Consider the following 16425-nt stretch of genomic DNA (forward strand, 5'->3'; position numbering starts at 1 on the left):
CCGCTATGGCAAATACGTTGGCGCACAGCCGGGTTCAGCTGTCGGACCTGGCTGATAGCGTTATCAGGATGGCCTTGCAGGAAGGGGCTTCCGATGCGCAGGTGATGTTTAACGAAAGCACAGGACTGCTACTTGAAATGCGTCAGGGCCGGTTAAAAACGCGCACTCGCGCCAGTCAATCCAGCCTGTTTCTCACCGTTTACCGAGGTCATCATCAGGGAACGACCAGCTCAACGAACTATTCGTCTGCAAGCCTGCGTGAAACGGTGCAGGCCGCATGCCGTATTGCAGGTTACACCGGCGAAGATCGTTTCGCCGGACTGGCGGAGGCACGCTTTCTTTGCCGTGCATCGGACGAACTGGACCTCTGGCATCCCTGGAATCTCGACGAAGTCGATGCGACAGCACTGGCACAGCGCATAGAGGCCGGGATTGTTTCAGCGGGAGACGACGTCATTAGCGACGGTGTTACCGTGCACACCGGGCACTCGGACTGCTTCATCATGAACAGTCATGGATTTAGCTGCAGCGAACGCCAGAGCAATCACCTGATGGCAGCCCGCGCGCTGGCCCGTAAGCAGAATCGCAGCCTGCTGGATTTCCATTTCTCGGTTGCCCGCCACGCCCAGTCACTCATGGCACCGGAAGAGATTGGACGCCGGGCTGGAAATGGCGCGATAGCGGCGCTGGATACTGCCCCGCTTCAGGGCAGCCAGCGCTGTCCGGTCTTGTTTGACGCTAAATGTGTGCTGTCTTTGCTTGACCATCTGGTTCAGGCGACCAGCGGTAGCGTGCTGTATCACCGTAACAGCTTCCTTGCTGACAGACTGGGCGAGACGGTTTTCAGCGACCACGTCAGCGTCACTGAAGATCCCTTCGCGCCGCAGGGGCTCGCCAGCCGGTCATTCGACGGCGACGGTATCGGCGGCACAACCCGCAAGATCGTTAATCAGGGGATTCTGGCGGGTTTTTTCCTCTCAGCTTATGCCGCGCGCCATCTTGATATGGCTCCGACCGGGAATGGCTGGGGGCCGGGAAACCTGTCTCTGACCAGCAGCCTGACGCAGAAGGGTGATGATTTCGACGCGATGGTAAAAAAACTTCATACCGGGCTGATCGTGACCAGTTTCAGCGGCGGCGGGCCACGGTTGATTAACGGTGATTACTCGCGAAGCCTGCGGGGTTTTTGGGCTGAAGGCGGGCAAATACGGTACGCCGTTGATGGCGTTACGGTGGCGGGTAACCTGGCCGAAATGTTCCGCAACATTGTGGCTATCGGGACTGACGTGATAACCCAGGGCGCACTGACTTCCGGGTCTGTATTAATTGATAACCTTCAGGTGGCAGGACGCTGAGCCAAAGGAGTTTTACTATGAGTCAAACAGGCACAACCACTCGCCTGGTACAGGCCAAACAGCAATTGCTGGAACCCTACGGCCTGAGCGATGCGCTGCTACAGGACATCATGGGACGGATTCTCGTCCATCGGGTCGATTACGCCGATTTATATGTGCAGAGTCTTCGCCATGAAAGTTGGGCAATGGAAAATGGCGTGGTGAACTTTGGATCGTTTGATGTCGATCAGGGGTTCGGCCTGCGTGCGGTAGAGTACGATCAGACCGCCTTCGCTTATTCTCAGCATCTTGATCTCAAACATTTGCGCGAAGCCGCGCGATCGGTGCGGACCATCGCTAAGCATTGCTGTCTCGCCCTGCCTGAACCTGTTAAAGCCCGGCCCGAGTCAACGCATATCGGCTCCCGCGATCCCTTAGTGGCATGGGAGGCGGCAGAGAAAATCAGTCTGCTGGAAAAAATCAACCAAATGACTCGTGCGCTTGACCCACGGGTGATTCAGGTCACGGCCAGCCTTCGATTGTCCCATTCGGTTAACTATGTCCTGCGCCATGATTTTTATCAGGCTGCAGATATTCGTCCGATGCTGCTGTTGCAGGTCAGCGTCATCGTCGAGCAGCGTGGCGTCCGTGAGTCGGCCACGACCGGCATAGGTGGGCGCGGCGATTTCAACATGTTCAACGATCAGGTGCTGCAACAGACTTTACGCACGATGGTGGATTCGGCACTGATAAATTTAGAGGCGGTTGCGGCCCCGTCCGGCGGAATGCCTGTTGTCATTGCCGCCGGATGGCCCGGCATGTTGTTGCATGAAGCCATGGGGCATGGCTTTGAAGGTGACTATAACCGGCTGGGTACCTCAGTTTACGCAGGGCGCATCGGAGAGAGAGTTGCACCACCTGGGGTGAATATCGTCGATGACGGCACGCTACAGGGGCGCCGGGGTTCGCTCAATACAGATGATGAGGGGCACCCGACGCAGTGCACCTCATTGATTGAAGACGGTATTCTGCAAGGTTATATGCACGACAGCCTGAGTGCCCGTCTGATGAAACTTCCCCCCACTGGCAATGGCCGACGTCAGTCCTACGCGTATCTTCCTATGCCGCGCATGACAAACACCTTTATGCGTAATGGCCAGTATGAACCTGAGGAGATCATTGCGTCTGTTAAACGTGGATTATATCTGGCCAACCTGGGCAGCGGACAGGTGGATATCGTCAGTGGCCAATACAGCTTTCAAAGCGCGCTGGCCTACCTGATCGAAGACGGCAAAATTACAACACCGGTTAAAGGCGCCACGCTGACCGGAAAGGGACCGGAAACGCTGCAGCAGATCAGCATGGTTGGCAACGATCTGGCCCTGGATCGTGGCGTCGCCACCTGCGGGAAATCGGGACAAAATGTTCCAGTGGGCGTAGGGCAACCGACGCTTAAAGTGGATAACCTCATCGTTGGCGGCACGCGCCAGCGATGAGGTCATCATCCGACGAAACCGGTCTGTGGCGCTTGTCGCTTTGACGGACGCTACGGGTGGGCTGACCGCTGTTCAAATGTCGATGCCAGCGTTTGCGCGCGCTGCGGACGCGCCAGAGCCCGCAGCGATCATGTGTTTTATAAGCCAAAAATGAACCTGCCGTCACTGACTGGCGGTAAGGGGAATCTTGAGACGGTTAACGCTTTCTCGGGTAAGGAATGATGATGAAATTAACGCCATCCTGGACTGATGCATTTGCCCGGATGCCATTAACCTATTTGCGCCAGGAATATCCCAGTCATCTTGTACACTTAATGCTTGATGACAGTGATGCCTTGTCGCCACGTGTACTGCATCCGGTTTTCTATGGCTGCTACGACTGGCACTCTGCGGTACACGGTTACTGGCTGTTGCTCCGTGCCCTGAGCCTTTATCCCACGTTGTCATGCCGTGATGAAATCATTGCTGTTTTTCATGCGCATTTTACTGAAGAAAATATCGCGCAGGAACGTGCTTATTTTACCGTACCGTTTCGCACGGCGTTCGAACGTCCTTACGGTTATGCATGGTTGCTTGGCTTATCCGGGGAGCTGAAAAAATCTGCCTTGCCGCAGGCTGCGCAGTGGTATCAGAGGCTTGAGCCACTGACGCAGGACATTCGCAGTCGCTTTATCGACTACTTCAGTAAGCTGACCTACGCTATTCGGGTCGGGACCCATACCAATTCAGCCTTCGCGCTGATGTTAGCACTGGATTACGCACGCACTTTAGAGGACAGCTTGCTGGAAAACGTCATCGTTAATGTCGCAGAACGTTTTTACCGCGAGGACACTGATTATCCAGCACATTATGAACCCGGTGGGGACGAATACCTTTCTGGTGCATTAACGGAAGCCATGTTAATGAGTAAAGTCACCGTTAACTTCGCCAACTGGTTCGATGCATTTCTACCTGATATCGCCAGTAAGACCGCGCTGATGCAGCCTGCAGAGGTCAGCGATCGTACCGATCCCACCATCACACATCTTGACGGATTGAATCTCAGCAGAGCCTGGTGCTTTAGGCATCTTGCTGTTGCATTGCCAAACGCTCATCCCGCTGTCTCGTTGCTTCAGGCCGCAGCCGAACGGCATCTGACAGCCAGTCTCCCTCACGTGGTGGGCAGCCATTACAGCGGCGGCCACTGGCTTGCCAGCTTTGCACTGCTTGCTTTGGCGTCGCCTGTTGACGGCCAGGCTCATCATCAAACGTGATCTCGCGTTTGAGATCCTCTCCGGCATCCTGAGGTTACGATAACAAGATACGTAGCAGTAAACCGATGGTCCTGTAGATATCGCAGGGAATTTGTCATGACGCTGTTTTCAATGACAAAGCGCGGTCCGTTTGCGGCAAAGACGTTGACGCCGTTTGGCATCTTGACGCTAGAGCCTGCGCTTTTGCTGGGTGCGGGCGTGGGACGTTTTTGGGGCACGAGGGCAGAAATGTACTGGACGATGATGTGCGAAGCGGCGTTGTCTCATGCCACGCGCTTCTGCTATCTGATCACAGCAAAATGATGGCTGGTTTTACCATTGTTTTACCCTCACCAATCGCAGGCAATAAAAAACCAACCGTAAAGGTTGGTTTTTTAAGGGATAATTTGGTCGGCACGAGAGGATTTGAACCTCCGACCCCTGACACCCCATGACAGTGCGCTACCAGGCTGCGCTACGTGCCGAACTTTGGAAAGCTAGTCTACTGATTCTCTGCACGAATGCAAGCGATCAGGCAACTAACTGCCTCATTATTAATCAGTTAGCGATAAAACGTTTCTCTTCTGTGAGCACCTGCAACAAGAGCGCGAGTTCCGGTTTGTGATCTTTCAATACATTTCCACTGGCGTCGTAAGCACGGTAGCTGCCGTTATTGTTCAGCACCAGCGTGATTTTAGGCGTGGTAATGACCAGCTTATTATCTTCGCTACTGGTGACCCAGTCATGACGACGCTGAGCAGCAAACAGATCTTCGCCTTGAGCATAGTTGACCGGATTAGTGCGCACATGCAGCAGGCGCTGCATCAGGGTCACCATCACGTCCTGATGATCGGAAAGCCGAGTCACCGTCTGCGCGGGCGTGTCCGGCCAGTGAATAACCAGTGGCACCTGCAAGGTCTGGCGATTGCCTTCGTTGTCCGGATTGCCATCCAGCGCCACACCATGCTGAGCGGTAATGACCACCACGGTGTTTTTCAGTAAGTCACGTTGTTGCAGTGTGGTAAGGATGGCCTGAATCTGTTCATTGAGGGCAGGAGCCTGCCGCATATAGCTTCGCTGACGTGCTTTGTCGTTATCACCGCTCACCCTTGGGCCGTTCAGCGCCACCCAGGAGAACCAGGGCGTACCATCGCCTTTTTGGGCACTCAGCCAGCTTTGCCATTGTGAAACGGTGCTGGTATTGGGCTGCTCCTCGCTTGGGGGCAGAGAGTAGTCGGACAGCAGCGCCTGACGATACAGTGGCTGACTAAACCCCTCTGACGAGAACAGGCCAAACTGATAGCCCTGGGTGCTCAGTGCAGTAAGCAGGGCAGACGGCGTCCGCTGTGCCAGAACACCGTTCATATAACTCGGGGAGATGCCGTAGAACAGGCCAAACAGGCCTTTTTCTGCGTTGTCCCCGGCGCTGAAATGCTGGGTAAAGCGCACGTTCTGGCTGGCAAACTGGTTCAACGCCGGCAGGGCGTTATCGGCACTGGCACTGTTCAGACCATCCACCGTAATGACCAACAGGTTATCGCGTGAGCCTTTGTCCGCAAAGGTGATATCGCTGAGCGGATACTGCACTGCCGCAGCCTCAGGATCGCCTTGCTGCACCAGACGGCGCTGATATTCCTGCGCATCCAGCAAGCCGTGACGCTCAAGAAAGCGACGGGCGGTCATCGGATAAGAAAGGGGCAGATTCGCACGTTGCATCGTGATCGGGCGATAAAAATTAGCGTCCGCCCAGATATACATCAAATGACTGGCAAAAAAGGCGCTGATAAAAAGGGCGGCCAGCGGCTTACCAAACGAACGGCGGTTCAGGCTACGCAGCTTCTGCCAGCTCCAGGTGGCAAACAGAATCTCCACCAGAAAAATGAGCGGCACGCCGATAAACATCAGCTGCCAGTCGCGCGCCATCTCACTTTGATCGGGGTTAATCACCAGTTCCCACACCACCGGATTAAGGTGTAAATGGAAACGGTTAAAGACGGCGCTGTCGACCATCAGCAGTGTCAAACCGGCGGTGGCGACCACCGTCGAAATCACCCGCATCAGACGTTGCGACATCACGACAAACGTCAGCGGGAAGATAATCAGCAGATAAACGGCAAATACAATAAAGCTGAAGTGACCAATCCAGCTGCTGTACGCATAAATGCGCCCAGCCAGTGAAGCAGGCCAGTCGGCAACCAACAGATAGCGGCTACCCAGAATGAGCGCGAAAAAGATATTGAACAGGGCAAACCAGTGTCCCCAGCTAATCATCTGGGAGACTTTTTCGCGGTAGCGCTGTCGGTTGGTTACCATAGTTTGACGTCAGATTAGCGAATTAATGGGCGCTGTCGTCTACCGACGCCTGCAGGGCATCAGCAAAAGAACGGGCCAGAGAGCGGCGTTGCGCGGGAGCAACATCGCTGTTGATCAGATTGGTTACCATGTTCCCCAGTACCATCAGGGAAAGGTCGGTTGGCGCCTGGTCTTTTTGCAAAACCTGCGCCATTTCCGCGAGGAGTTGTTCAACGCGTTGGTCGCTGTAACGGGATGATTGTGGCATAGCGAAAACTTATCTCGTCTCAAAAGGCGATATAGTACCGGAACAGCGCACTTTTTTCCGCAAATTTATCGAAAGCGCGGTGTTCGGGTTGTGCATGGAGTTGAAAGCTGCTGCTGGCGGTGTTTGAATACGCGCCTGTGCTATTAGGAGAGTTTACCATGAGTCTGGATATCGACCAGATTGCCTTGCACCAGTTAATCAAACGTGATGAAAATCAGTTAGAGCTGGTGCTTCGTGATTCGTTACTGCCGGCCACCAATACCGTCGAGGCGATGGTGGAAGAGCTGCACCGTGTATACAGTGCAAAAAGTAAAGCTTACGGGCTGTTTAATGCTGAAAGCGAACTGGCAGATGCACTGCGCAACTGCCGCAAGGGTAACGATGATTTTCTCGCTTTTAGCCGGGCTGCTACCGGACGCCTGCGTGATGAACTGGCAAAATATCCGTTCGCCGAAGGCGGCGTGGTGCTGTTTATCCAGTACCGCTATCTGGCGGTAGAATACTTGCTGGTGGCGGTGTTAAACAGCCAGTCGAGTATGCGCGTCAACGAACAGATGGATATCAGCAGTACCCACTATCTGGATATCAATCACGCCGATATTGTGGCACGAATCGATCTTACCGAGTGGGAAACCAGCCCTGAATCGACGCGCTACCTCACCTTCCTGCGTGGACGGGTAGGGCGAAAAGTTTCTGATTTCTTCATGGATTTTCTGGGGGCGGAAGTCGGACTGGATACCAAGGCGCAGAACCGGGGGCTGTTACAGGCGGTAGATGACTATTGTGACGAGTCGAATCTGGATAAGAATGAACGACAAAACTATCGTCAGCAGGTTTACAGCTACTGTAATGAACAGCTTCAGGCTGGGGAAGAGATCGCGCTGAAAGCGTTATCAGGTGAGCTGCCGCCACTGGGTGAAAAGACGTTTGAAGCCTTTACTCAGGAGCAGGGCTATGACCTGGAAGAGCATTTCCCGGCAGATCGCAGTACGTTACGTCAGTTAACCAAGTTTGCCGGTAGCGGTGGGGGGCTGACCCTGAACTTCGATGCCCTGTTGCTTGGCGAGCGCATTTTCTGGGATCCGGTCACCGATACGCTGACCATCAAAGGAACACCGCCTAACCTGCGTGAGCAGCTGCAACGCCGCACCAGCAGTAAATAAGCATCTGCCCGATCCGGCGTTCTGGCGGATAACAGGCAAAATAAAAGGGCCGGTTTCGCAACCGGCCCTTCTACTTTCAACGCATTCGGCGATTAAGCGCGAACGAAGTCGATGTGGTGCAGTTTTGGCTTGAACGGATGACGCTGAACAGCCTGCACTTTAACTTTGGTTTCTTTACCGTCAACCACCAGAGTCAGCACTTCTTCGTAGAAGCCTGGCTTGGTTTGCAGGTTCATCACCTGGTCGTGGTCGAGGTCGATAGCAACAGCGGCTTCTGAACCACCATAAATGATGGCCGGGAAGCGGTTTGCTGCGCGCAGGCGGCGGCTCGCACCCTTACCCTGCTCTTTACGTTCTACTGCATTGATAGTGAACATTAATACGTCTCTTTATGATTTCTGCTACAGGCGACCCAGTAACAGAAGGGTTATTCAACACCGCTTATGCACATGCAAAAGCGGGCGGCATTATAGCGGTAATCCCCTACAGGGGCAAACGCTAATAAGGCTTAGCGCAGTTCGTTAGCGCGGCGAAAGCGCCCCTGGTAGTCAAACAGCTTTTCGCGAATCTGCCAGAACTGGCCTTTGGCACGGGCCACCACAAAATCGGGATGGCGCAGAAGAGGCTGCAGGGCCAGCACATCGGCGGCGGTTTGCCAGCCCAGCGGCACGCCGGGCGCGCGCTGATGCGGGCGCATAAACAGGTGCTCAAACGCCTTGCGCTGTGCGGGCGTTTGCAGACGAAACCGCTCACTGACGCTGGTGCCGTCTTCATCGAAATAGGTGGCTTTCAACCATTCGCCTTTGTCGTCGCGGCCCTGTTCCAGCGTCATGCCGCCGCAGCGCAGAACGCGCGCATCTTTCAGCTTCAGCGCGGCTTTAAGCATATCGTCAGGATCGACCAGAATCTTGTCGCATTCGCGGCAGCGGCGCGCGGCGATGTCGTTTTCCGCGTTGCACGCCGGGCAGTTCTTAAACCGAAAGCGGTAGTCACACTGCTCGCGCCCGCCTTGGTCGTCTTCCAGTACGCCCTGACAACGCCGGCCAAAGTGCTCAATCACCATGCCATCGCTCGTGGCCTTGCCCCAGAAGGTATTGGCAAAGCCGCAGGCCGGGCAAAATACCTGCACGGGCTGATTGTCACTTTTCCCTTTCGGTGCGCCCACTTCAGGCGTAAACAGATCGTGAGGATTACCGGCATAGTCCAGAATCAGGCAGTCTTTTTTGCCGGGCGACAGGCGCAGACCGCGCCCGACAATCTGTTGATACAGGCTGACTGACTCGGTAGGGCGCAGGATCGCGATCAGATCCACATGCGGCGCATCGAAGCCGGTGGTTAGCACCGCAACGTTGACCAGAAACTTAAGCTGCTGGGCTTTAAACGCCGCGATTAGCGCATCCCGATCTTTCGCGTGAGTTTCTGCCGACACCAGCGCGCTGTTTTCAGGCAGCAGGCCCAAAATTTCGCGCGCGTGTTCGACGGTGGCGGCAAAAATCATCACGCCGTGGCGATCCTCGGCAAATTCCACAATCTGCTGGATAATATGGGGCGTCACCCGCTGCTGCTGTTTGAGTTCCCGATTCAGGTCGGCTTCGTTGAACAGACCATTTGCCTGAGCGGTGAGGCGGCTGAAATCATACTGAACCACCGGCATATCCAGCCGTTCCGGCGGCACCAGAAACTGATGCTTGATCATATAGCGCAGGGGCAGTTCATAGATGCAGTCGCGAAACAGGGCCTGCTCGTCGCCCCGAACCATACCGTGATAATGAAAACGGTAGATCCAGCCTTTGCCCAGGCGAAACGGTGTTGCGGTCAGGCCGAGCAGACGCAACTGAGGATTATGCTGGCGCAGGTGATTGAAAATTTGCTGATACTGGCTCGCTTTGTCATCACCAATGCGGTGGCACTCATCAACAATCACCAGCGAAAAGGCGCGGTCAAACAGGCTGAGATTACGTGCAACAGACTGGACGCTACCGAACACGACTTTCCGCTGGCTTTCTTTGCGCTGCAATCCTGCCGCAAAGATGTCAGCCTCAAGTCCGTAAGCCTGATACTTGCTGTGATTTTGCGCCACCAGCTCTTTGACGTGCGCCAGCACCAGCACCCGACCTCGAGCCAGGCGCGCAAGCTCGGCGATCACCAGGCTTTTTCCGGCCCCGGTGGGCAGAACGATCACGGCAGGTTCAGGATGACGACGGAAGTGGGCGAGGGTGGCATCGACCGCTTCCTGTTGATAAGGGCGTAAGGTAAAAGACATGCTGTTCACTTTTGTAAAACCTGCCGCAATTATGCCACGAATCCACAATAAACGCGCTGTCAGCGAGGCGCAGATCAGGCTATACTTCCCCTACTTTTTCAACGGTTAAAAATGCCGTTTTAGTTTCCCTCCGCAGTAACAGGCAAAACGAATTCATGCGACTCGACAAATTCATCTCTCAGCAACTGGAAATCAGCCGTGCCATCGCCGCACGTGAAATCCGTGGTCAACGTGTTACCGTTAACGGTGATGTGGTGCGCGACACCGCTTTCAAACTCCAGCCCGATCATGAGGTTGAGTATGACGGCAATGTATTGCAGATGCAGACCGGGCCGCGCTACTTTATGCTGAACAAACCTCAGGGCTATGTCTGCTCAACGGACGATCCCGATCATCCCACCATCGTCTATTTCATTGAAGAACCGATGGCGTTTAAGCTGCATGCCGCAGGCCGGCTGGATATTGATACCACCGGTTTAGTCCTGCTGACGGACGACGGTCAGTGGTCACATCGCATTACCTCACCGCGCCACCATTGTGAGAAAACTTATCGGGTAACGCTGGAAGCGCCGGTGAGCGATGACACGGCCGCACAGTTCAGCGCCGGGGTGCAGCTGCATAATGAAAAAAGCCTGACTAAACCCGCTCAGCTTGAGGTCATCACCCCCACGGAAGTGCTGCTGACCTTGAGCGAAGGCCGCTATCACCAGGTCAAACGCATGTTTGCAGCCGTGGGTAACCGGGTCGTTGGCCTGCACCGCGAGCGCATTGGTGAGATTGTGCTGGACGAGGCGCTGGAACCGGGTGAATACCGCCCGTTAACGGAAGAAGAGATAGCCAGCATTGGCTTACCGGATGAACTTAAACAAAAATAGCGAGAAACCTGGTGCGTAAGGAAAAGAATTCGCCAATGGGGCTGGTCGTCATCCTCGGCCTGTTAGCGATGTTGATGCCGCTGTCGATAGATATGTATCTGCCTGCAATGCCACAAATTGCGCGCCAGTTTGCCGTGTCCGCCGGTAGCGTTCAGATGACGCTCAATCTTTATATCCTGGGTTTTGCCATCGGTCAGTTGATTTACGGTCCGCTCGCCGACAGCTATGGCCGCAAGCCGGTGATTACGCTCGGCACCCTGATATTTGCCTGCGCAGCGGCAGCCTGCGCACTTTCGCAGTCGATTGAACAACTGATTGCGATGCGTTTTTTACACGGTCTGGCGGCAGCGGCGGCCAGCGTCGTGATCAATGCGTTGATGCGTGACAGTTACTCGAAAGAAGACTTCTCGCGCATGATGTCGTTCGTCATGTTGATTACCACCATTGCACCGCTGCTGGCGCCCATCATCGGCGGCTGGCTGCTGTTAGTCTGGAGCTGGCACGCCATTTTCTGGACGCTGTCGATAGCGGCGGTTATCACCACTGTGCTGGTGGCAACCCAGATTCGCGAAACCCTTAAACCTGAGCAGCGACAGCGCTTTCACCTGCGCACCACGCTGGGTAACTTCGTTATCCTGTTTCGCCACAAGCGCGCGTTCAGCTATATGTTATCGAGCGGATTCTCGTTTGCGGGGCTGTTTACCTTTCTCAACGCTGGCCCCTTTGTTTACATCGAACTGAATCACATTTCACCGCAGAGTTTTGGCTACTATTTCGGTCTGAATATTGTGTTTTTGTTCATCATGACGCTGATTAACAGCCGGGCAGTGCGCCGTTTTGGCCCCGTGGTCATGTTTCGCTTCGGGTTGTTGGTGCAGTTTGCTATGGGCATCTGGCTGTTGATCGTCAGCGCTTTCGATCTGGGGTTCCTGCCGCTGGTATTAGGCATTGCAATGTTCATCGGCTGCGTGTCGATGGTGTCGTCAAATGCTATGGCGGTTATCCTTGATGAGTTTCCGCATATGGCCGGTACGGCCTCTTCTCTGGCGGGCACCTTGCGTTTTGGCGTGGGTGCGCTGGCGGGGGCGCTGCTCTCCCTGTTCAGCTTCAACAGTGCCTGGCCCATGGTGGGAACCATTGCACTGTGCGCGACAATCTCCGTTTCGTTATTTCTCTACGCCTCACGTCCGCGTACCGTCGCCCGCTAAGCGGGCGTCTGCCATCCTCTTTTTCCGCTTAGTCAAAAATGTTTCTTATTTGTGAAAAAAAATAGCAAATAAAGTAATCGTATTGGGACTAAAATGATTGTTAGTTATCATTAAACGCGGTACATATAGCCCAAAGTGAGATTTAACTCGCAAATTTGCTCTACCGGGCGATTGCGGATCGGCGCGTTAAGCAGACTTTACCCACTCTGCAGGCTGACATCATTGGTTGTGAATTGCGCTTCATTCTCTGGAGATAGGGATCATTATGTTGCAACTTTCGGTTGTGCATCGCCTGCCGCAGCGGTTTCGCTGGATTAGCGATCGTCATGCCGTGATTGAAACCGACGATGCGGGCTCAGAAGAGCATGACGTTATTGCGCTCCGGCTGATAAGCCATGATGGTGTTCCGGCATGGGAGATTCTGCGGGAACTGAAAGACATGCTGGCCGCCATTCAGGTTGACGGCAAAATCGCTGAGTGCGAAGGGCAGCCCTGCCTTTTTATCCGCCGTTGTGATGAGAGCGCCACGAACTGCTGCCTGAAAAATCAGGGCGTGGCGATTGCGGAAACCTTCATCGGCCACTGAGCGAAACGGAGCCGAGCAGCTCGCGGGTATAAGCCTGTGCAGGTGTGGCAAAGAGTGTCTCACAGTCGCCTTGTTCAACGACCTCGCCCTGACGCAGTACGATGAGCTGATGGCAGAGCGATCGCACCACTTCCAAATCGTGACTGATAAACAGATAACTCAGCTGACGCTGCTGCTGTAATCCCCGTAGCAGCGTCAGAATCTGTTTTTGTACGGAGCGGTCGAGTGAGGAGGTTGGCTCATCCAGTATCAGCAGCTCCGGTTCAAGAATAAGGGCGCGCGCAATAGCGATTCGCTGACGCTGACCGCCGGAAAACGCAGCTGGATAGCGATGGCGGCTTTCCGCGTCCAGCCCGACCTCGGTCATGACCGCTTTAACCCGTTCGTCCTGTTGTGCGGCACTCAGGTGTGGATAATGCACGGCCAGACCTTCGGCAACGATCTGCTGAACAGTCATTCGGGGATTCAGCGCAGAATTAGGATCCTGAAAAACGACCTGAATGCGGCGACGCAGCGGCAACAGCGCTTTTCTCGACAGCTGATGCAGCGGCTGATTGTCAAACCATACCTCCCCCTGAGCGGCAATAAGACGCAACAACGCCATACCGGTGGTGCTTTTACCTGAGCCTGACTCGCCTACTAATCCCAGACTTTCGCCTCGTTTCAGGCTAAAGCTAAGATTCTCTACTGCAATTTTTTCGCCTGTTTTACGTTTAAACAGGCCCTGACGCAGGGGAAAACTGACGCGCAGGTTGTCCACCTTAAGAATAACCGGCGTATCCGCAGGGAGCGGCACGGCACGACCTTCCGGATCGGCTGCCAGCAGCTGTTTCGTGTAGGCGTGCTGAGGCTGTGTTAGCAGGCGCTGTCCGGCGTTATGCTCAACCACCCGACCAGAGCGCATCACGCTGACGCTGTCTGCCAGTTGGCGAACAATCTTCAGGTTATGGGTAATAAACAGCATGCCCATATTCAGTTCCTGTTGCAGTTCGCGCAGCAGGCCAAGGATCTGCGCCTGAACGGTGACATCAAGCGCGGTGGTCGGTTCATCGGCAATCAGCAGCCTCGGCTGGGTCAGCAGGGCCATCGCGATCATCACACGCTGGCGCTCGCCCCCGGAGAGCTGATGTGGAAAAGCGTTCAGGCGGGAGGCCGGCTGGCGAATACCCACGCGATCGAGGCAGCGCAGGATTTCCGCTCGCGCGGGCTCGCGTCGCATGCCGCGATGTAGAGAAAGCACTTCATATAGCTGCTTTTCAATACTGTGCAAAGGGTTGAGTGACACCATGGGTTCCTGAAAAATCATCGCCATCTGATTACCCCGCAGGCCGCGGAGTCGCTGCGCCGATGCCTTGAGCAGGTCTTCGCCTGCCAGCAGAATTTCGCCCTGAGGATAGGCGACGGCGGACGCGTGCAGCAGCCGCATGATCGACAGGGCGGTAACGCTTTTTCCGGAACCGGATTCGCCCACCAGGGCCAGGGTTTCTCCTGCCTCTATACGCAGCGAGACATCGTCCACCACCTGATACAGCTGTTTGCACTGACGAAAGGCGACGGAGAGATGGTTAACAGCAAGCAGCGGGGTGCTCATTCAGACTCCTTTACTGGGATCAAAGGCGTCGCGCACGGCTTCGCCAATGAAAATGAGCAGCGACAGCAGAATCGCCAGCGTAAAAAAGCCCGATAAACCCAGCCAGGGGGCCTGCAGGTTATTTTTCCCCTGCAGCAGCAGCTCTCCCAGAGAGGGAGAGCCGATGGGCAGACCAAACCCGAGAAAATCGAGCGAGGTTAAGGTGGTGATAGAGCCACACAGGATAAAAGGCAGAAAGGTCAGGGTTGCCACCATGGCGTTGGGCAGGATATGACGCAGCATAATACGTCCGTCACTGACGCCCAGCGCCTGCGCGGCCCGAATATAGTCAAAGTTACGGGTACGCAGAAACTCGGCACGTACGACGCTGACCAAACTCATCCAGCCAAACAGCACGGTAACCAGCAGCAGCCACCAGAAGCTGGGCTGAATCACGCTGGAAAGCAAGATCAGCAAAAACAGCGAGGGCATCCCGGACCAGACCTCAATCAGGCGTTGACCTATCAGGTCCACCTTGCCGCCAAAGTAGCCTTGTATGGCACCGATGACGATCCCAATCACGCTGGAAAACAGCGTCAGCAGCACCCCAAACAGGAGTGAAATGCGCAGACCATATAACAAACGCGCCATAACATCGCCGCCGTTGGCATCCGTGCCCAGCCAGTTCTGCCGGGAGGGCGGCGAAGGGAAGGGCACCTGAGAAGCGAAATTAATACTGTTGGCACCGAAACGGATGGGTGCCCAAAGCGCCCAGCCGTGATTTTCAATGCGCTGTTGCAACCAGGGATCCTGATAATCCGCTGCCGTGGCAAACGGGCCACCATAATCGCTTTCGCTATAGTTAAAAAACAGCGGAGCGTACAAGCGCTGCTGATAATGCACCAGCAGCGGTTTATCATTGGCAATGAATTCCGCGCACAGGGAAAGCATAAAGACAGACAGAAAAATCCACAGCGACCAGTAGCCACGGCGGTGATGACGAAAGCGCTGCCAGCGCTGCTGATTCAGGGGAGAAAGACGCATCACCGGCCCTCAAAATCAATACGGGGATCCACCAGGGTATAGGTCAAATCACTCAGGATATTCATCAGCAAACCTATCAGGGTGAAAATATACAGGGTGCCAAACATCACGGGATAATCGCGCTGGATCGTCGCATCAAAACCCAGCAGGCCCAGGCCATTAAGAGAGAACATCACCTCAATCAATACCGAACTGGTAAAAAACATGCTGATAAAGGTGGCGGGAAAGCTGGCGATCACCAGCAGCATCGCGTTGCGAAACACATGATGGTAAAGAATGCGCCGCTCTGAGAGGCCTTTAGCCCGGGCGGTGACCACATACTGTTTGCGAATCTCATCCAGAAATGCATTTTTGGTCAGCATAGTTAAGGTGGCAAAACCGCCAATCACCGTCGCCAGTACCGGTAGCGCAATGTGCCAGAGATAATCGGTTACCCTGGCGTACCAGGGCAGCGAATCAAACTGTGGAGACGTCAGACCGCGCAGGGGAAACCAGTCAAAATAGCTGCCGCCGGCAAACAGAACAATCAACATAATGCCAAACAGAAACGCCGGAATGGAGTAGCCAATAATGATGAAGGTGCTGCTCCAGACATCAAAGGTACTGCCGTTACGCACCGCCTTTCTAATGCCCAGCGGGATGGAGACCAGGTAGATAATTAAGGTACTCCACAGGCCAAGGCTGACAGAGACGGGCAGGCTCTGTTTGATTAACTGCAATACGGAAGCACTGCGAAACAGGCTGTCGCCAAAGTCAAAGCGCAGATAGTTCCACAGCATGGTGAGATAGCGCTCCCCTATAGGTTTATCGAAGCCGTAACGTCGCTCAATTTCTGCGATGACCTCCGGGTCCAGGCCGCGCGCGCCGCGGTATTGATTATCCCCTGGCGTGACGCGATGCAGGCTGGCCTGGGTGCCACCGCCTTCACCGCTGCCCGCACCAGGCAGCCCGCTGGTCTGGCCAAACTGGATATTCGCCAGCGCCTGATCGACCGGGCCGCCTGGCGCAATTTGTACAATAAAAAAGTTGAGCGTAATGATGGCCCACAAGGTAGGAATAATCAGTAACAGTCTACGTAAAAAGTAACTTGCCAA

Annotated in this window: 15 protein-coding genes and 1 tRNA gene; 8 read left to right on the forward strand and 8 right to left on the reverse strand. The window is 54.8% G+C overall.

Features of this window, described 5'->3' with window-relative positions; all coding sequences use genetic code 11:
* Nucleotides 1-5: 5 nt before the first annotated feature.
* From AAIE03_RS04220 to AAIE03_RS04235, 4 genes are all read left to right on the forward strand, one after another.
* Entirely contained in the window at nt 6-1355 is a 1350-nt protein-coding gene (locus tag AAIE03_RS04220) for a TldD/PmbA family protein (protein ID WP_498562812.1), read from the forward strand.
* 17 nt (nt 1356-1372) lie between these two features.
* On the forward strand, nt 1373-2830 hold the full coding sequence (gene tldD, locus AAIE03_RS04225; RefSeq protein ID WP_013026463.1) for a metalloprotease TldD: 1458 nt from the start codon (nt 1373-1375) through the stop codon (nt 2828-2830).
* A gap of 224 nt (nt 2831-3054) precedes the next feature.
* On the forward strand, nt 3055-4083 hold the full coding sequence (locus AAIE03_RS04230; protein WP_042678205.1) for a DUF2891 domain-containing protein: 1029 nt from the start codon (nt 3055-3057) through the stop codon (nt 4081-4083).
* Nucleotides 4084-4179: 96 nt separating this feature from the next.
* On the forward strand, nt 4180-4386 hold the full coding sequence (locus AAIE03_RS04235) for a hypothetical protein (protein ID WP_029570305.1): 207 nt from the start codon (nt 4180-4182) through the stop codon (nt 4384-4386).
* 84 nt (nt 4387-4470) lie between these two features.
* On the opposite strand, the gene AAIE03_RS04240 is transcribed toward AAIE03_RS04235, so the two are convergent.
* The 3 genes from AAIE03_RS04240 to AAIE03_RS04250 all read right to left on the reverse strand — a co-directional run bounded on the left by AAIE03_RS04240 (nt 4471) and on the right by AAIE03_RS04250 (nt 6622).
* Nucleotides 4471-4547 (reverse strand) — tRNA-Pro (locus tag AAIE03_RS04240).
* Nucleotides 4548-4620: 73 nt separating this feature from the next.
* Nucleotides 4621-6375: an LPS biosynthesis-modulating metalloenzyme YejM gene (yejM, locus tag AAIE03_RS04245; RefSeq protein WP_019106559.1), complete on the reverse strand. Its 1755-nt coding sequence runs from the start codon at nt 6373-6375 to the stop codon at nt 4621-4623.
* A gap of 22 nt (nt 6376-6397) precedes the next feature.
* The gene (locus tag AAIE03_RS04250) at nt 6398-6622 is read right to left on the reverse strand and encodes a YejL family protein (protein WP_013026459.1); all 225 of its coding nucleotides are present in this window, start codon (nt 6620-6622) and stop codon (nt 6398-6400) included.
* Between the two features lie 158 nt (nt 6623-6780).
* Here AAIE03_RS04250 and yejK point away from each other — a divergent pair, with 158 nt between their 5' ends.
* The gene (yejK, locus tag AAIE03_RS04255) at nt 6781-7785 is read left to right on the forward strand and encodes a nucleoid-associated protein YejK (RefSeq protein ID WP_014605406.1); all 1005 of its coding nucleotides are present in this window, start codon (nt 6781-6783) and stop codon (nt 7783-7785) included.
* A 92-nt stretch (nt 7786-7877) separates the two neighbouring features.
* Here yejK and rplY read toward each other — a convergent pair whose 3' ends face one another.
* Both rplY and radD read right to left on the reverse strand, forming a co-directional pair.
* Entirely contained in the window at nt 7878-8162 is a 285-nt protein-coding gene (gene rplY / locus AAIE03_RS04260) for a 50S ribosomal protein L25 (protein WP_013026457.1), read from the reverse strand.
* 131 nt (nt 8163-8293) lie between these two features.
* Nucleotides 8294-10048, reverse strand: coding sequence for a DNA repair helicase RadD (radD, locus tag AAIE03_RS04265; protein ID WP_498562813.1), 1755 nt, complete (start codon nt 10046-10048; stop codon nt 8294-8296).
* Between the two features lie 155 nt (nt 10049-10203).
* Here radD and rsuA point away from each other — a divergent pair, with 155 nt between their 5' ends.
* From rsuA to AAIE03_RS04280, 3 genes are all read left to right on the forward strand, one after another.
* Nucleotides 10204-10923 carry a 16S rRNA pseudouridine(516) synthase RsuA gene (gene rsuA / locus AAIE03_RS04270; RefSeq protein WP_013026455.1) on the forward strand — a complete coding sequence of 240 codons (720 nt, stop codon included), beginning with the start codon at nt 10204-10206 and terminating at the stop codon, nt 10921-10923.
* 11 nt (nt 10924-10934) lie between these two features.
* Complete coding sequence (locus AAIE03_RS04275) at nt 10935-12131, forward strand: Bcr/CflA family multidrug efflux MFS transporter (RefSeq protein ID WP_498562814.1); 1197 nt, start codon at nt 10935-10937, stop codon at nt 12129-12131.
* Nucleotides 12132-12396: 265 nt separating this feature from the next.
* The gene (locus AAIE03_RS04280; RefSeq protein WP_013026453.1) at nt 12397-12717 is read left to right on the forward strand and encodes a YejG family protein; all 321 of its coding nucleotides are present in this window, start codon (nt 12397-12399) and stop codon (nt 12715-12717) included.
* Here AAIE03_RS04280 and yejF read toward each other — a convergent pair.
* From yejF to AAIE03_RS04295, 3 genes are read right to left on the reverse strand one after another with little or no spacing between them, the layout of a single operon-like run.
* Entirely contained in the window at nt 12704-14308 is a 1605-nt protein-coding gene (gene yejF / locus AAIE03_RS04285) for a microcin C ABC transporter ATP-binding protein YejF (protein WP_088900564.1), read from the reverse strand. The genes AAIE03_RS04280 and yejF overlap by 14 nt on opposite strands.
* Nucleotides 14309-15331 carry an ABC transporter permease gene (locus AAIE03_RS04290; protein WP_024471945.1) on the reverse strand — a complete coding sequence of 341 codons (1023 nt, stop codon included), beginning with the start codon at nt 15329-15331 and terminating at the stop codon, nt 14309-14311.
* A complete protein-coding gene (locus tag AAIE03_RS04295; RefSeq protein WP_015699894.1) occupies nt 15331-16425 on the reverse strand; it encodes a microcin C ABC transporter permease YejB in 1095 nt (364 codons plus the stop codon). Before AAIE03_RS04295 ends, AAIE03_RS04290 begins: the two co-directional genes overlap by 1 nt.

It is taken from the genome of Pantoea sp. Ae19-2 (genome assembly GCF_059801205.1).